The sequence below is a fragment of the Pseudomonas sp. No.117 genome (assembly GCF_054558395.1).
On the sequence record NZ_BAAJNP010000006.1, the window covers coordinates 1 to 15,910 of the forward strand.

General features: G+C 64.7%; 17 protein-coding genes. 3 read left to right on the forward strand and 14 right to left on the reverse strand.

Annotation, left to right across the window (positions count from 1 at the left end; genetic code table 11):
• Positions 1 to 154 precede the first annotated feature (154 nt).
• From pdxJ to rpoE, 10 genes are all read right to left on the reverse strand, one after another.
• A complete protein-coding gene (gene pdxJ / locus ACYJP6_RS15085; RefSeq protein WP_459475833.1) occupies positions 155 to 895 on the reverse strand; it encodes a pyridoxine 5'-phosphate synthase in 741 nt (246 codons plus the stop codon).
• 3 nt (positions 896 to 898) lie between these two features.
• Positions 899 to 1,582, reverse strand: coding sequence for a DNA repair protein RecO (gene recO, locus ACYJP6_RS15090; RefSeq protein WP_459475835.1), 684 nt, complete (start codon positions 1,580 to 1,582; stop codon positions 899 to 901).
• Between the two features lie 2 nt (positions 1,583 to 1,584).
• The gene (era, locus tag ACYJP6_RS15095) at positions 1,585 to 2,490 is read right to left on the reverse strand and encodes a GTPase Era (protein ID WP_459475836.1); all 906 of its coding nucleotides are present in this window, start codon (positions 2,488 to 2,490) and stop codon (positions 1,585 to 1,587) included.
• Positions 2,483 to 3,172 carry a ribonuclease III gene (rnc, locus tag ACYJP6_RS15100; RefSeq protein WP_459475837.1) on the reverse strand — a complete coding sequence of 230 codons (690 nt, stop codon included), beginning with the start codon at positions 3,170 to 3,172 and terminating at the stop codon, positions 2,483 to 2,485. The genes era and rnc overlap by 8 nt, the downstream gene beginning before the upstream one ends.
• Positions 3,169 to 3,564, reverse strand: coding sequence for a DUF4845 domain-containing protein (locus tag ACYJP6_RS15105; RefSeq protein ID WP_459475838.1), 396 nt, complete (start codon positions 3,562 to 3,564; stop codon positions 3,169 to 3,171). The genes rnc and ACYJP6_RS15105 overlap by 4 nt, the downstream gene beginning before the upstream one ends.
• Positions 3,561 to 4,415, reverse strand: coding sequence for a signal peptidase I (lepB, locus tag ACYJP6_RS15110; protein WP_459475839.1), 855 nt, complete (start codon positions 4,413 to 4,415; stop codon positions 3,561 to 3,563). The genes ACYJP6_RS15105 and lepB overlap by 4 nt, the downstream gene beginning before the upstream one ends.
• Before the next feature lie 5 nt (positions 4,416 to 4,420).
• Positions 4,421 to 6,220: a translation elongation factor 4 gene (lepA, locus tag ACYJP6_RS15115; protein ID WP_459475840.1), complete on the reverse strand. Its 1,800-nt coding sequence runs from the start codon at positions 6,218 to 6,220 to the stop codon at positions 4,421 to 4,423.
• Between the two features lie 149 nt (positions 6,221 to 6,369).
• Complete coding sequence (locus ACYJP6_RS15120; RefSeq protein WP_459475841.1) at positions 6,370 to 7,794, reverse strand: DegQ family serine endoprotease; 1,425 nt, start codon at positions 7,792 to 7,794, stop codon at positions 6,370 to 6,372.
• A gap of 221 nt (positions 7,795 to 8,015) precedes the next feature.
• Entirely contained in the window at positions 8,016 to 8,531 is a 516-nt protein-coding gene (locus ACYJP6_RS15125) for a sigma-E factor negative regulatory protein (protein WP_459475842.1), read from the reverse strand.
• A 33-nt stretch (positions 8,532 to 8,564) separates the two neighbouring features.
• Positions 8,565 to 9,146 carry an RNA polymerase sigma factor RpoE gene (rpoE, locus tag ACYJP6_RS15130; protein WP_026083736.1) on the reverse strand — a complete coding sequence of 194 codons (582 nt, stop codon included), beginning with the start codon at positions 9,144 to 9,146 and terminating at the stop codon, positions 8,565 to 8,567.
• 328 nt (positions 9,147 to 9,474) lie between these two features.
• Between rpoE and nadB the strand changes: the two genes are divergently transcribed.
• Entirely contained in the window at positions 9,475 to 11,097 is a 1,623-nt protein-coding gene (gene nadB, locus ACYJP6_RS15135; RefSeq protein WP_459475843.1) for an L-aspartate oxidase, read from the forward strand.
• Here the strand turns inward: nadB and ACYJP6_RS15140 are convergent.
• On the reverse strand, positions 11,054 to 11,506 hold the full coding sequence (locus ACYJP6_RS15140) for a protein YgfX (protein ID WP_459475844.1): 453 nt from the start codon (positions 11,504 to 11,506) through the stop codon (positions 11,054 to 11,056). The genes nadB and ACYJP6_RS15140 overlap by 44 nt on opposite strands.
• Positions 11,490 to 11,747 carry an FAD assembly factor SdhE gene (locus tag ACYJP6_RS15145; protein ID WP_459475845.1) on the reverse strand — a complete coding sequence of 86 codons (258 nt, stop codon included), beginning with the start codon at positions 11,745 to 11,747 and terminating at the stop codon, positions 11,490 to 11,492. Before ACYJP6_RS15145 ends, ACYJP6_RS15140 begins: the two co-directional genes overlap by 17 nt.
• Positions 11,748 to 11,869: 122 nt before the next feature.
• On the opposite strand from ACYJP6_RS15145, the gene ygfZ reads away from it, so the two are divergent.
• Positions 11,870 to 12,787, forward strand: a complete 918-nt coding sequence (gene ygfZ, locus ACYJP6_RS15150) for a CAF17-like 4Fe-4S cluster assembly/insertion protein YgfZ (protein ID WP_459475847.1) — start codon at positions 11,870 to 11,872, stop codon at positions 12,785 to 12,787.
• A gap of 39 nt (positions 12,788 to 12,826) precedes the next feature.
• Positions 12,827 to 13,657: an HDOD domain-containing protein gene (locus ACYJP6_RS15155; protein WP_459475848.1), complete on the forward strand. Its 831-nt coding sequence runs from the start codon at positions 12,827 to 12,829 to the stop codon at positions 13,655 to 13,657.
• A 7-nt stretch (positions 13,658 to 13,664) separates the two neighbouring features.
• On the opposite strand, the gene ACYJP6_RS15160 is transcribed toward ACYJP6_RS15155, so the two are convergent.
• Positions 13,665 to 15,056: a sensor histidine kinase gene (locus ACYJP6_RS15160; RefSeq protein ID WP_459476216.1), complete on the reverse strand. Its 1,392-nt coding sequence runs from the start codon at positions 15,054 to 15,056 to the stop codon at positions 13,665 to 13,667.
• Positions 15,057 to 15,060: 4 nt separating this feature from the next.
• On the reverse strand, positions 15,061 to 15,732 hold the full coding sequence (locus ACYJP6_RS15165; RefSeq protein WP_145008001.1) for a response regulator: 672 nt from the start codon (positions 15,730 to 15,732) through the stop codon (positions 15,061 to 15,063).
• Between the last annotated feature and the right edge of the window lie 178 nt (positions 15,733 to 15,910).

The window sequence follows — 15,910 nt, forward strand, 5'->3', positions numbered from 1 at the left end:
CTTCATTTCGTTATCACCCGAAGGTGAAGACCAAATGGCGAGGACTCCGTGGACCCCTCGCCCGACTCAGACCTAAGTGCTTGATTTTCAAGCCCTTCAGCGTCTGCGCCGGAAGTGGGGCGCATTATAGGGGAGTTTTGGAGGGCGTCAACAGTTATTTTACGGCCGCGTTACAGCGGATCAGCTCGGCCATGTCCTTGACCGCCTGCTTGAAGCCGACGAAGACCGCCTGGGCCACGATGGCATGGCCGATGTTCAGCTCGTTGATACCCGGCAGCGCCGCGATGGGCTGGACGTTATGGTAGTGCAGGCCATGGCCGGCATTGACCACCAGGCCGAGCCCGGTGGCGAACTCGACGGCCTTGACCAGCCGTTGCAGCTCACGGGTCTGCTCTTGCTCGGTCTCGGCTTCCGCATAGCGACCGGTATGTAGCTCAATCACCGGGGCACCGCTGTCCTTGGCCGCCTGGATCTGCTGCAGATCGGGATCTATAAAGAGGGATACTTCCGAAGCGGGCAGCGCGGCGATGGCGTCACGAATACGCTGGACCTGCCCTACTACGTCCAGTCCACCTTCGGTGGTCAGCTCTTCCCGGCGCTCGGGCACCAGGCAGACGTGCTCCGGACGGATCTCCCAAGCGAAGGCCAGCATCTCGGGCGTCAGGGCGACTTCGAGGTTCATGCGGGTCTGCAGGAGTTCGCGCAGCAGGCGTACGTCCCGCTCCTGGATATGGCGACGATCTTCGCGCAGGTGCAGGGTGATGCCGTCCGCGCCAGCCTCCTCGGCATCCAGGGCCGCCTTGACCGGATCGGGATAGCGGGTACCCCGGGCCTGGCGCAGGGTGGCGACATGATCGATGTTGACGCCCAACAGAACACGACTGAACTCTTTCATGGCTTATTCACTTGGCTTGGCGAACAATTCGCGACTCATCAGGGGTTTGCTGCCCAGGTGGGGCGCCAGGGCCTGGCGCATCAACCGCTTGGCGGCCCGTACCACGGTGGGATCGTCCCACTCACCGCGTTCGAGTGCCAGGATTTCTGCACCGGCCAGGCAACCGGGCCGGACTTCGTCGACCGGCTCGAAGCCCTGGTCCGGCAGGAAGCGGTACAGGCGCTGCGCCTCGATGGGCTGACCATCGAGGGCCTGGGAAAAGGAAAAGCCGTAGCCCAGCAGATCGAGCAGGCGCCATTCGAAGGTGCGCAGCAGCGGCTCGACCGGCCGCCCCTGGGCCAGGGCCGCCAGGGTCAGGCCATAGAGTTCGAAGAGCGCAGGATAGGGATCTTCGGCGGGCAGTAGCCGGACCAGCAGCTCATTCAGATAGAAGCCGCTGAAGAGTGCCTGGCCCTGGAGCAGGTAGGGCGGCGCCAGGGCCGCCACCTTCTGCAGATTCTTCAACTCCCCTCGCCCACTGAGCTGAGCTTCCAGAGGAACGAAGGGCCTGGCCAGGCTACCGGAGCGGGAGCGGGCCGCACGCAATACGGTGCGGACCCGGCCGAAGGCGCCGAACACGTCCACCAGCGCGCTGCTTTCCCGATAGGGGCGCGCGTGCAGGACGAACAGCGGCTCGGACGCCTGCATCGTCAGAGGTCGGAATAACCCAGGGAACGCAGGGCGCGCTCGTCATCGGACCAGCCGCCTTTGACCTTGACCCAGAGATTGAGCATGACCTTGGCGTCGAACAGGGTTTCCATGTCCTGGCGCGCTTCCTGGCCGATTCGCTTGATGCGCTCGCCGGCCTGGCCGATGAGGATCTTCTTCTGGCCGTCGCGTTCGACGAGAATCAGGCCATGGATGTGCAGCACGCCGTTCTCGTACTTGAATTCCTCGATCTCGACGGCGACCTGGTAGGGCAGCTCGGCCCCCAGCTGGCGCATGATCTTTTCGCGAATCAGCTCGGCTGCCAGGAAGCGGCTGGATCTGTCGGTGATCTGGTCTTCCGGGAAGAAGTGCTCGCCTTCCGGCAGGCGCTCGGCGACCAGCTCCTCGAGGGCCTCGAGATTGTGGCCGTGCTGCGCGGAAACCGGAATGATGGTGGCTTCCGGCAATTGCTCCTGCAGCCACTGCAGGTGCGGCAGCATGTCGGCCTTGTCTTCCAGGCGATCCAGCTTGTTAACGGCCAGCAAAACCGGGCATTTCACGAAGCGCACCCGCTCCAGCACCATCTGGTCTTCGTCGGTCCAGCGGGTACGGTCGACCACGAACACCACGACGTCGACATCGCGCAGCGCGGTGACGGCCGTCTTGTTCATGAAGCGATTGAGCGCTTTCTGGTTTTCCTTGTGCAGGCCGGGGGTGTCGACGTAGATGGTCTGCACCTCGCCCTCGGTCTTGATCCCGAGCATGTTGTGTCGGGTCGTCTGCGGCTTGCGCGAGGTGATGGCGAGCTTCTGCCCGAGGATGTGGTTGAGCAGCGTGGACTTGCCGACGTTGGGCCGGCCGACGATGGCGACATAGCCGCAGCGCGATGCCTTGAGCTCATCATTCATGACCATTCTCCACGCCCAAGGCGATCAAGGCCGCCGAGGCGGCTATCTGTTCGGCGATGCGGCGGCTGGCGCCCTGCCCCGTCGTCTTTTCACTGAGCATCGCGACTTCACATTCGACGAAGAACACCCGGCAGTGGGGTTCGCCCTCGATGGCGACCACGTCGTAGCGCGGCAACTCGCAGGCGCGCGCCTGGAGGAATTCCTGCAAACGGGTCTTGGGATCCTTGTTGGTATCCACTGGTGTCAGTTCGCGCAGCTGGGGTCCGAGCCACGCCATCACCCGGTCCTTGGCCGCGTCCATGCCGGCATCCAGGTAGATGCCGCCGATCAGGGCTTCCATGGCATCGGCGAGAATAGACTCGCGGCGGAAACCGCCGCTCTTCAGTTCGCCGGACCCCAGGCGCAAGTAATCACCGAGTTCGAAGCTGCGTGCGAGCAGGGCCAGGGTCTCGCCCTTGACCAGCTTGGCCCGCAGGCGGGACAACTGACCTTCGCGGGCCTGGGGGAAGTGTTCGTAGAGGGCTTCGCCGATGATGAAGTTGAGGATGGCGTCGCCGAGGAATTCCAGGCGTTCGTTGTTACGACCCGCGAAACTGCGGTGCGTGAGGGCGAGCAGCATCATGTCCGGGTCCTTGAAGGTATAACCCAGCCGACGCTCGAGGCGATCTAGAGATAAAGTCACGGGAGATTTATACGGAAATCACGGTTGAAACGAACGACCAGATCGATGTTGCGGATCAGGTGTTCACGTTTTTCATAATCGAGGTAGATCTGCAGGCGGTTGCCGTCGGCTTCGACGCGCATGGCCTTCTGCAGATCGAGATCACGGATGTCGTTCACCTGCATACCCTTCCCCACGTAGCTGTAGACGTCGGACACGCTGCGAATCTGGTTATCGGGGTTATCGCCGATGGATTCGATGACCTTGGTCAGGGCATTGTAGTCCAGGTAATGGGGAACGAGTTTCATGGCCGTGCTGGCCAGGAAGGCGATGACGCAGAGTGCGAGCAGTCCGCCCAGGAACGACAGCCCCTGCTGACGCGACGGAAGACCAGACACTCTGCGTTCACTCATCGAATGATACCTACGCGGGACAGGGTGGGCATGCTCTGCAGCTTGGGCTCCGGCCAGCTCAGCCAGACGGCGAAGGCCTTGCCGACGATGTTGCGGTCCGGGACCATGCCCAGCAGCTCGCGGGGGATGTTGGGGTCGTCCCAGTAGCGACTGTCGTTGGAGTTGTCGCGGTTGTCGCCCATCATGAAGTAGTGGCCCGCCGGCACCTTCCACTCGTGGTCGGGCTCCATGCGGTAGCGGGTCATTTCCTCGCGGATCAGGTGCTCGGCCTTGCCCAGCTGCTCCTTGAACAGCTTGACGCTGCCCAGGGACCCGGGCTCGTCGCCGACCAATTGCTCGCTGACGCGCTGGCCATTGATATACAGCTGCTTGTCGCTGGTGTAGCGGATGGTGTCACCTGGCACCCCCACGACGCGCTTGATGTAGTTGACGCTGGGATCGCTGGGATAGCGGAACACCATGACGTCGCCGCGCTGCGGATCGCCGACCGGAATGACCTTGAGATCGATCACCGGCAGGCGGATGCCATAGGCGAATTTGTTCACCAGGATGAAGTCGCCCACTTCCAGGGTCGGCTTCATGGAGCCCGAGGGAATCTGGAAGGGCTCCACCAGGAAGGACCTGAGGATCAGCACGATGGCCAGGACGGGGAAGAAGGACTTCCCGTACTCGACCAGTGCCGGCTCCTTGTTCAGTTGCTCCAGCACCGCCGGATCCGGCTCGCTGACCTGCTGACCGTAGGTCTGGATCGCCCGGCGCCGCCGCGGGGCGAGGACCAGCAGATCGATGAGCGCCAGGGCGCCACAGATGGCGACCGCGAGAACCAGCAACAGAGGGAAGTTCCAAGACATGGGCTTCAGCTATCCACCTTGAGCACGGCCAGGAAGGCCTCTTGAGGAATCTCGACGCTACCGACCTGCTTCATGCGCTTCTTGCCCGCCTTCTGCTTTTCCAGCAGCTTGCGCTTACGGGAGACGTCACCGCCGTAGCACTTGGCCAGGACGTTCTTGCGCAGCGCCTTGACGGTGGTACGGGCCACGATCTGGCCGCCGATGGCCGCCTGGATCGCCACGTCGAACATCTGCCGTGGGATCAGCTCCTTCATCTTCTCGGTCAGGGCGCGACCCTTGTAGTGCGCCTTGTCGCGATGCACGATCAGCGCCAGGGCATCGACCTTCTCGCCATTGATGAGGACGTCCAGCTTGACCAGGCTGGCGGCTTCGAAGCGGTCGAAGCTGTAGTCCAGCGAAGCATAACCGCGGCTCACCGACTTCAGGCGGTCGAAGAAGTCCAGCACCACCTCGTTCATCGGCAGGTCGTAGCTGACCTGCACCTGGCTGCTGAGGAACTGCATGTCGCGCTGGACGCCACGCTTCTCGATGCACAGGGTGATGACGTTGCCCAGGTGCTCCTGGGGTACCAGGATGTTGGCCCGCACGATGGGCTCGCGCATCTCGGCGACGGAGGCCAGGTCCGGCAGCTTCGACGGGTTGTCGACGTAGATGATGCTGCCATCCTTGAGCACCACCTCGAAGACCACGGTCGGCGCGGTGGTGATGAGGTCGAGATCGTATTCGCGCTCCAGGCGCTCCTGGATGATCTCCATGTGCAGCATGCCGAGGAAGCCGATGCGGAAGCCGAAGCCGAGGGCCTCGGAGCTTTCCGGCTCGTATTGCAGGGCGGCGTCGTTGAGGGTGAGCTTCTGCAGGGCTTCGCGGAAGTCCTCGAAGTCGTCGGAGCTGACCGGGAACAGGCCGGCGTAGACCTGCGGCTTGACCCGCTGGAAGCCCGGCAGCATGGCCACGTCCGGGGTGGCGCTGAGGGTCAGGGTGTCACCGACCGGGGCGCCGAGGATTTCCTTGATGCCGGCGATGATGAAGCCCACCTCGCCCGCCTTGAGGTCAGGCATTTCAGTGTGCTTGGGCGAGAAGACGCCGACGCTGTCGACCTGGTGCACCTTGCCGGTGGACTTGACCAGGATCTTGTCGCCCTTCTTGACCCGCCCGTGCTTGACCCGCACCAGCGAGACGACGCCCAGGTAGTTATCGAACCAGGAGTCGATGATCAGCGCCTGCAGCGGTGCGTCGATCTCGCCTTCCGGCGGCGGGATGACCTTGACCAGTCGCTCGAGCACCTCGGGCACGCCCATGCCGCTCTTGGCGCTGCAGGGGACGGCGTCGGTGGCATCGATGCCGATGATGTGCTCGATCTCGGCCTTGACCTTGTCCGGCTCGGCCTGGGGCAGGTCCATCTTGTTCAGCACCGGCATGACCTCGAGGCCCTGCTCGATGGCGGTGTAGCAGTTGGCCACCGACTGGGCTTCCACGCCCTGTCCGGCGTCCACCACCAGCAGCGCGCCTTCGCAGGCGGCCAGCGAACGGCTGACTTCGTAGGTGAAGTCGACATGGCCGGGGGTATCGATGAAGTTGAGCTGGTAGGTCTTACCATCCTCGGCCTTGTAGTACAGCGTGACGCTGTGGGCCTTGATGGTGATGCCGCGCTCGCGCTCGAGATCCATGGAATCCAGGACCTGAGCCTCCATTTCTCGGTCGCTCAAACCACCACAGATCTGGATGAAACGATCCGCAAGCGTCGACTTGCCGTGATCGATGTGGGCGATGATGGAGAAATTGCGGATATGGCTCAGATCACTCACGAATCAGCACTCGAATAGCCAGCGGCGGAACATCCGCCGGGAAAATAGCGGGGGAGTTTACCTGAATGCGGCAAACAAGGGGACTCGCGCCGTTCGAGCGGACAAAAAGAAGGGGCGGTCGCCCGCCCCTTCGCTAAGCCACCCAACCCTTATTTGCCCGGTAGCTTAAAGGTGATGAAGCTGGCGCGGCCGTCGCGCACCACGCGCATCGAGATAGAGCGCCCCGCCGGCAGGGCGGAGGTGATCTTCTCGAAGGCGGTAGCCGATTCGATCGGCTGGTTGTTCAGGTGGGTGATGACGTCGCCGGGACGCAGACCGATGGCCGCCGCCGGACCGTCGCCGCTGAGCTTGTTGATGACCACGCCACCCTGCAGATCCATAGTCTTCTTCTGCTCGGCCGTCAGGTCCGCCACGGAGATGCCAAGGCGATTGCTGGCACGGTCGGAGCCGCGCTCGCCACCGGACGCAGCCTGGTCGTCCTTGGGCATATCGCCCACGGTGACACTGAGGTTCTGGCGCTTGCCATCACGGATGATCTCCATGTCGGCCTTGGCACCCGGCTTGAGGTTGCCGATCAGGTGCGGCAGATCGGCGGATTCCTCGATCTTCTGGCCGTTGACCGAGAGGATGACGTCACCCACCTTAATGCCACTCTTGGCGGCAGGACCGTCGTCCAGGGTCTGAGCCACCAGGGCACCAGCCGGACGATCCAGGCCGAAGGATTCGGCGAGATCCTTGTCCACTTCCTGGATGACCACGCCCAACCAGCCGCGGCTGACCTTGCCTTCGGTCTTCAACTGATTGGCCACGTTCATGGCGACGTCGATGGGAATGGCGAAGGACAGCCCCATGAAGCCACCGGAGCGGGTGAAGATCTGCGAGTTGATCCCGACCACCTCACCCTTGAGGTTGAACAGCGGACCGCCGGAGTTGCCCGGATTGATGGCCACGTCGGTCTGGATGAAGGGCACATAGCTTTCGTTGGGCAGGCTGCGACCCTTGGCGCTGACGATACCGGCGGTGACCGAGTGATCGAAGCCGAAGGGCGAACCGATGGCCAGGACCCATTCGCCGACCTTGAGCTGATCGGAATTGCCCAGCTTGAGGGTCGGCAGGTCCTTGGCATCGATCTTCAGCAGCGCCACGTCGGTACGGGCGTCCGCGCCGATCAGCTTGGCGGTGTGGTCGCTGCGGTCGGACAGGCGCACCAGGATCTCGTCGGCATCGGCGACCACATGGTTGTTGGTCAGGATGTAGCCGTCGGGCGAGATGATGAAGCCGGAACCCAACGATTGGGCCTGCTCTTGCTTGCCGCGGGGACTACGCGGCATCTGCGGGATGCTGCGCTCGAAGAATTCGCGGATGCCCGGCGGCAGGCCGTCCAGGTCCGGCATCGCCATGGAGCCCGCACCGCGCCCTTCCGGGATCTTCTGGCGGGTACTGATGTTGACCACCGCTGGCGATGCGGCTTCGACCAGGCCAGTGAAATCCGGCAGGTCGGCCCGGGCCATGGCCGTCAGCCCCATCAGCCAGAGCCCCATCAGGGCAGCCGTATAATGCTTGAAATTGCGCATGCGCATGCAGCTCCACGTTATCCAATGACTAGAACGCATCGTTGGCGACTGGCTCTTACCCTGGGGAAGTGCAGTCAGAGACGATTGGCAGCAGAAATATCACGCCCTTGCTGAACGATAGCTTTCGAAGCATTTTGCTGGTCCGCCGTCTTCCTCGGGACGAAAAAAAACGGCGCCCGGATCGGAAGTCCGGACGCCGCTCTCGAGGTGAAGCCAGCGAATCAACGCTGGGCAGGAGCGTCCTGCTTTTCACCCACAGCCGGTTGCTCGGCCTTGGCCTTGCTGCTCTCCTCGCTGAAGCTGGCCAGTACGGCCGGGCTACGCGCGGGCTGCGGCACGGTCAGCTGGCTCGGCGCCTGCTGGGCCAGGCCCTGGGTGGACACGTCGGACTGGTTGTACATCCGCACACCCGCCAGCACGGCGAAGGTGACGGATGCCGCTACCGCGACGCGACCCAGGCTCGACCAGCGACCCTTGCTGACCTGAGCGGCGACCGGGGCTGCCGGGGCAGCGGCCGCGTCGTCACGCTCCAGCGTGGTGGTCACATCCTTGGCGATATCCAGGAGGGGCATCATGGGTTCGCCGCGGATCACGGCACTGACCATGGCATAACGCGACCAAGTGGCGCGCAGTTCTGGATCCTTGCTGACCTCGGCGATTACACGCCGGGTTTCGAATTCGTCCGCTTCGTTATCCATAACAGCGGACAGGGATTCCAGCAGGGCTTCACGACTCATACGTATTACCTCTCTAAAAGCTGTCGCCGCTGTCTATGCATCACGCAGCAGGGGCTGCAATGCTTTGTCTATCGCTTCCCGAGCTCGGAAAATCCGAGACCGGACCGTTCCCACCGGACACTGCATGACGTTCGCAATGTCTTCGTAGCTGAGACCTTCGAACTCGCGAAGGGTCAGCGCGGTGCGCAGATCTTCCGGGAGCTGCTGGATGGTCCGATGCACGGTGGCCTCGATCTCATCCCGCAAAAGGGACCGCTCTGGGGACTCGATATCCTTTAGAGCATGGTCACCTTCATAAAATTCCGCATCTTCGGCGCTGACGTCGCTGTCCGGTGGACGACGACCCCGGGCAACCAGATGGTTCTTCGCCGTGTTGATGGCGATGCGATAGAGCCAGGTGTAGAAAGCGCTATCACCGCGGAAGTTCCCGAGCGCGCGATAGGCTTTGATAAAAGCCTCCTGGGCGACGTCCTGGGCTTCCTGGGTATCGTGTACGAACCTTACGATCAGACCGAGAATCTTGTGCTGGTACTTGAGCACCAGCAGGTCGAAGGCACGCTTGTCACCACGTTGCACGCGCTCGACCAGTTGTTGATCCTGCTCCTGCGTGGGCAGGGCCTGCTTGCCGTCCTTTGCTTGCAGCTCGTTATCGTCCTTGCTTTCACTGTCGACGCGCGCTGCTAGACTGGGCTGTTGCACGAAAGTTCTCCCCTCCACAGCAGTTGATGAGCGAGCACTGGGTGGCTGCTGATCGCTCCTGGGTATCACTGATTGGCTTTGGCAGACGTCCCACTCTCGGCTAGGCACTCCGGCCGCACGGATGGGCAATTATCTGTACATAGACCCTGCTGGCAGCCTGCGAGTTCCCTGGCCACTACCATCGATGGCTATGCCGTCGTCCCCCTTGTTCCTATACTCGCCGCTCCGGTGAGAAGGAAACGACATGGCGCGTCATCTGGAATTCGATGTTCTGGTAATCGGCAGCGGCGCAGCGGGCCTGACCCTCGCCCTCAACCTTCCCGCGACGCTGTCCATCGCGGTGCTGAGCAAGGGCGAGCTGGCCCACGGCTCGACCTACTGGGCGCAGGGTGGCGTCGCCGCCGTCCTGGACGAGGGCGATACCGTCGAGGCGCACGTGCAGGATACCCTAGTTGCCGGCGCCGGGCTCTGTGACGAGGAGGCCGTACGCTTCACCGTGGAACATAGCCGCGAAGCCATGCAATGGCTGATCGACCAGGGCGTGCCCTTCACCCGCGAACAGGGTGCCGGCACCGGTGGCCTGGGCTTCCACCTGACCCGCGAGGGCGGGCACAGCCATCGCCGCATCATCCATGCCGCGGACGCCACCGGCATGGCCATCTTCGACACTCTGCTGCGGACCGCCGAAGGTCGCCCCAACATCCAGCTGCTGAGCCAGCGGGTGGCGGTGGACCTGATCACCACGGAAAAGCTCGGTCGACCGGGGGCTCGCTGCCTGGGCGCCTATGTACTCGACCGCACCAGTGGCCAGGTGGACACCCTGCACGCGCGCTTCACCGTGCTGGCCACCGGCGGCGCCAGCAAGGCCTACCTCTATAGCACTAACCAGGACAGCGCCAGCGGCGACGGCATCGCCATGGCCTGGCGCGCCGGCTGCTCGGTGGCCAATCTGGAATTCAACCAGTTCCATCCCACCTGCCTCTACCATCCCCATGCACGCAGCTTCCTCATCACCGAGGCCCTGCGTGGCGAGGGCGCCGTGCTGCGCCTGCCGGATGGCGAGCGGTTCATGCCACGCTTCGACGAGCGCGCCGACCTGGCCCCGCGAGACGTGGTGGCGCGCGCCATCGACCACGAGATGAAGCGCCTTGGGATCGACTGCGTATTCCTCGACATCAGCCACAAGCCGGCGGACTTCATCCAGGAACACTTCCCCACGGTCCATGGCCGCTGCCTGGAACTGGGCATCGACATCACCCGCGATCCGATCCCGGTGGTGCCGGCGGCGCACTACACCTGCGGCGGTGTGCGCGTGGATCGACATGGACGCTCGGACCTGGCCGGCCTCTATGCCATCGGCGAGACCAGCTGCACCGGCCTGCACGGCGCCAATCGCATGGCCAGCAACTCGCTGCTGGAATGCTTCGTCTACGCGCGCTCGGCGGCGCTGGACATCCAGGCACAGCAGGCGCAGGTCGCCATGCCGCGCGACCTGCCCGACTGGGATGCCAGCCAGGTGACCGATTCCGACGAGGACGTGGTGATCGCCCACAACTGGGACGAGCTGCGACGCTTCATGTGGGATTACGTCGGCATCGTGCGCACCACCAAGCGTCTGGTCCGCGCCAGCCATCGCATCCGCCTGCTGATGGACGAGATCGACGAGTTCTACAGCAACTACAAAGTCAGCCGCGATCTGATCGAATTGCGCAATCTGGCGCAGGTGGCGGAGTTGATCATCGAGAGCGCCCTCGCCCGCCAGGAAAGCCGCGGCCTGCATTTCACCCTCGACTATCCGCAGACCGACAGCGACGCCCGGGACACTATTCTGGCGCCGCGAAACGGCGTGGCGCGAAGCGAAGCCTGACGCGCAGGCGGCGATGGGCATCCGGGGACAGGCTGTCCCGCGCGATGCAGAGACCACGGCTGCGTCTCTCACCAGGCAGGCGATAGCGCAGCACCACCAGCAGCGGTAGCGCCAGGCTGTCCGGGCGCAACTGGATAGCCTGCCAGCCCGCGGCTGGCGACCAGAGCTGCCAGCCCTCGGCACCATGGCGGAGGCGGCGGGGTACCGCCGGATAGTGCTGGCGGAGCTGTCGCTGGCGGACGCGCTGCCAGGACCAGAGCAGCAGCAGGGTCAACAGCGCTTTCAGCGACCAGGGGATGGCGGCGAGCCAGAGACAGGTCCCGGCGGCGAAGGCCGCCAGGGCATGCAGCCGCAGGAGCGTCGGCGAGGCGCTCCAGCGGCACTCGAACGGCTCAAGCCGGCTGGACACGGTCCAGGATCATGCGCACGATGAGGCGCAGGTCGGCGTCTTCGGGTTCGCCACGCTGCATGAACCAGTGGAACATGTCCTGATCCTCGCACTCGAGCAGCTTGCGATAGCGCGCCTGGTCTTCGGCACCGAGGGTGGCATAGACCTCCTGGACGAAGGGCACCAGCAACACATCCAGCTCCAGCATGCCGCGACGGCTGTGCCAGTACAATCTCTTGAGTTCGGTAGTTTCGGTACTCATGGGGACTCCTGCGACGATCGACGCAGTATAAGCCCGAAGCGCCCCGCCGCGCAGTGCGCCTGACATTCCCCCCGGGCGGGCCTATGATGGGCGGCTTCACACGACACGGAGCTGCAGCCGCGATGGCCGACTCGCCGTATTTCTGCCGCTTGACCCACGAGGGCGTCCTGGCCATCCGGGGCGTCGACGCGACCAAGTTCCTCCAGGGGCAGGTGACCTGCAACCTCAATTATCTCGCCGACGACCAGGCTGGCCTGGGCGGCCGCTGCACGCCCAAGGGGCGCCTGGTGTCCAGTTTCCGCATCGTCAAGTCGGCCGACGGCTATCTGCTGGCGATGGCCCGGGAACTGGTCGAACCGCTGCTGACCGACCTGAAGAAATATGCGGTCTTCTCCAAGTCGGCACTGACCGATGAAAGCTCCCAATGGCAACGCCTGGGCCTGAGCGCCGCCGGCTTCGCCAGCGCCTACCCCGCCATCGTCCTCGGCGAACAGGCCAATGGGGTAGCGCCCCTCGACGACGGCCTCGCCCTGCGCCTGGAAGATGGCCGCGTGGAAGTCTGGCGCGCCGCGGAGGCGATCGCCCCCGCGTTGCCGGAGGCGGGGCTCAACACCTGGTTGCTGGCCCAGGTACGGGCCGGCGTCGGCCAGGTGTTCGGTGCGACCCGCGAGTCGTTCGTCCCGCAGATGATCAATCTGCAGGCGCTGGACGGCGTGAGCTTCAGGAAGGGCTGCTACACCGGCCAGGAAATCGTCGCCCGCATGCAGTATCTCGGCAAGCTCAAGCGGCGCCTCTATCGCCTGGCCGGAAGCGGCACGGCTCCTGCCGTAGGCACGGAGCTGTTCTCGCCGGTGCACGGCAGCAGTGTCGGCGAGGTGGTGCTCGCCGCCCCGGCCGCCGACGGCTGCGAATTCCTGGCCGTGCTGCAGGCCGATGCCGTGGAGGACGGGCGCCTCAGCCTCGGCAGCTCGGACGGGCCAAACTGCCGTTTACTCGATTTGCCCTACTCACTCGATAGCGATCGTGAAATAAAGCGCTGAAGGTTGGGATCGCCTTCCCGTTCTCCACACAGGTATGTCATGACTCCTCTTGCCGAAAAAGTTGTCCAGGATCTTCTGCACGCGATAGACACCGATCGCGTGGTGCTGCCCACCCTGCCGGAGGTGGCACTGAAGGTCAGAGAAGCGGCGGAAGACCCCAACGTGGGCGTCGCCGAGCTGAGCCGGGTGATCGCCCTGGACGCGGCCCTGACGGCGAGGCTGATCAAGGTGGTCAACAGCCCGCTGCTGCGGACCAGCAAGGAGATCACCGACCTGCAGATGGCCGTCGGCCGGCTGGGCATCAACTACACGGCGAACCTCGCCACGGGCCTGGCCATGCAGCAGATGTTCCAGGCCACCAGCGATGCGGTGGACCGCAAGATGCGCGAGGTCTGGAGCCAGGGCACCGAGATCGCCGCCATCAGCCATGCGCTGTGCAAGAAGTACACGCGCCTGATGGCCGACCGCGCCCTGCTCGCCGGACTGGTGCACCAGATCGGCGTGCTGCCGATCCTGACCTACGCCGAGGAACAGGAAGACCTGCTGGCCAATGCCATCACCCTCGACCAGGTGACGGCGCGGATCCATCCGCAGATCGGCGAACGCATTCTCAAGGTCTGGGATTTCCCCGCCGACATCGCCTGTGTGCCGCGGGAGTACCTGACGCTGGATCGCCAACCGGCGACCGCCGATTATGCCGACATCGTCCAGGTGGCCACCCTGCTGCAGGCGCAGCGTCAGGGCCAGTCGGAGACATCGGTCCAGACGCTGCCGGCCGCTCTTCGCCTGGGCCTGGACCAGCAGCCGGACCCGGCCAAGGATCCCGCCTTCTGGGACGCCGTGGACCAGTCTCGCAGCCTGCTCGGCTAAACCCGCTCTAGCCTTCCTCGACGGGAAATTCGACCCGCACGCGCAAGCCTCCCAGGGCGCCATCCAGCAACTGGATGCGTGCCCGGTGGGCCGCGCAGATCTCGCCGACGATGGCGAGGCCCAGGCCGGCACCACCGGACTGGGGATCCAGGCGCTGGAAGCGTTCGAACACCCGGGTCCGGGCATTGGCCGGAATCCCGGGGCCGTCATCCTCGACCTCGAGTACCGCGGGTGCCAGTACCCGCACCACGATGTTGCCGCCCGGGGCGCTGTGGGTCAGGGCATTTTCCACCAGATTGCAGAGCAGTTCGTTAAGCAGCGTGGGTTCGCCGATCACCGTGCCCTTGGCGAAGGGTTCGAAGGCCAGGGCGACGCCTTTGGCATGGGCCAGCGGCGCCAGCGCCAGGGCCAGTTCCCGTGCCAGTTCGCTCAGCTCCAGGCGCTCGGCACCGCCTTCGGCGATGGCCTGGGCACCGCTTTCGATCCGCGCCAGGGACAACAGCTGATTGGCCAGCCGCGCCAGCCGGTCGGTGCTGGCGCGCACCTCTTCCAGGGTGGCGTGCCAGGCCTGCGGCTCCTTCTCACGCAAGCCCAGTTCGACCCGGGCCTTGATCGCCGCCAGGGGGGTGCGTAACTCGTGGGCCGCATTGGCGATGAAGTCGGCCTGGCGCTCGAACAGGCGGCGCAGCCTGAGGGTGAAGCCTTCCAGCGCATGCACCAGCGGCAGCAGTTCCTGGGGGGCGCGGACGTCCGGCAGGGGCCGCAGGTCGTCGACGCCGCGCTCCTCCACCGCCTGGCGCAGTCGCTCCAAGGGACGCAAGGCAGCGCCAACCGCCATCCAGACCAGCAGGATGGCGCCCAGCCCCATGAGGCCGAGACGGATCAGGGTGTCGGTGAGCAAGCTGCGGGCCACGTCCTCGCGCGCCTCGGCGGTCTCGGCGACGCGGATTTCCGCCATGCCGGTCAGATCCGGCTGGCTGACGGGTTGCGCCAGGCTGACCACGCGGACGTCCTTGCCGCGGTAGGTGCCGTTGTAGAAACGCGCCAGGGCGGGGTATTCGCGGGTCAGGCCGGCATCCGGCGGTGGCGGCGGCAACTCCTCGTAGCCGGAGATCAGCCGCCCGCGCGTATCCAGCACCTGGTAGAAGATGCGGCCGACGTTGTCGTAGGCGAAGTTGTCCAGGGCGATGTAAGGGACATCGGCGCGCAGGGTGCCGTTGCTGGCCGAGAGACCCGCGGCGATGGTGCGGGCCGAAGCCAGCAACGTCCGGTCATAGGCGACGTCGGCCAGGCGGCGGCCATTGAGGTAGGCGGCCAGGCTGCTGATCGCCAGGACCACGGCGAGCAGCACGACCAGGCGCAGCAGCAGGCGGCCGCGCAGGCTGCCGGTCGCACTCACCGCTTCAACCATGCTGTTCTTCCAGCAGGTAACCCAGGCCGCGGAAGGTGACGATGCGCACGGCGCCGGCTTCGAGCTTCTTGCGCAGGCGGTGGACGTAGATCTCGATGGCTTCGGGACTGGCCTCCTCGTCCAGGCCGAACACCTGGGCGGCCAGTTGCTCCTTGCTCATGACCCGCCCGGGCCGGGCGATCAGCGCGGCCAGCACGGCATGCTCGCGCGAGGTCAGCGACAGCGCCTCCTCGCCCAGGGCAAAGCGGGAGGTATTGAGGTCGTAGACCAGCGGCCCGCAGCGCTGCTGGCGGTCGCCGCCCAGCACGCTGCGGCGCAGCAGGGCCTTGACCCGCGCCTCCAGCTCGGTGAGCTCGAAGGGCTTGGCCAGGTAGTCGTCGGCTCCCAGGTTAAGCCCCTGGACCCGGTCCTTGACCTCGCCGCGGGCGGTGAGCATCAGCACCGGCAGGCGATCGCCGCGCTCGCGCAAGCGGGCCAGCACCTCGAAGCCGTCCAGGCGCGGCAGGCCGACATCGAGGATGGCCAGGGCATAGCTTTCGCTCTGCAGCGCCAGGTCCGCGGCGACGCCATCGGTGAGCAGGTCGACGTTGAGCCCGGCACTCTTGAGTGCCTGGGCAACGCTTTCGGCCAGGGGCGGATGGTCTTCGACCAAAAGGATGCGCACGCTGCTTGCTCCCGCGGAAAAATCGGGAGTTTACCGGGATACGGACGGGCTGGCCCCAGGCCAGAAGCTCGTATTCGTCGCCTTTCATCGTTGAAAGGCTGTTGAAAGCTTGGCGGTCTAGAGTGAAAGGTAGCGGTCCCAGAACCGCATGATGCTTGCCCAAGCGCCACCCCTGGTT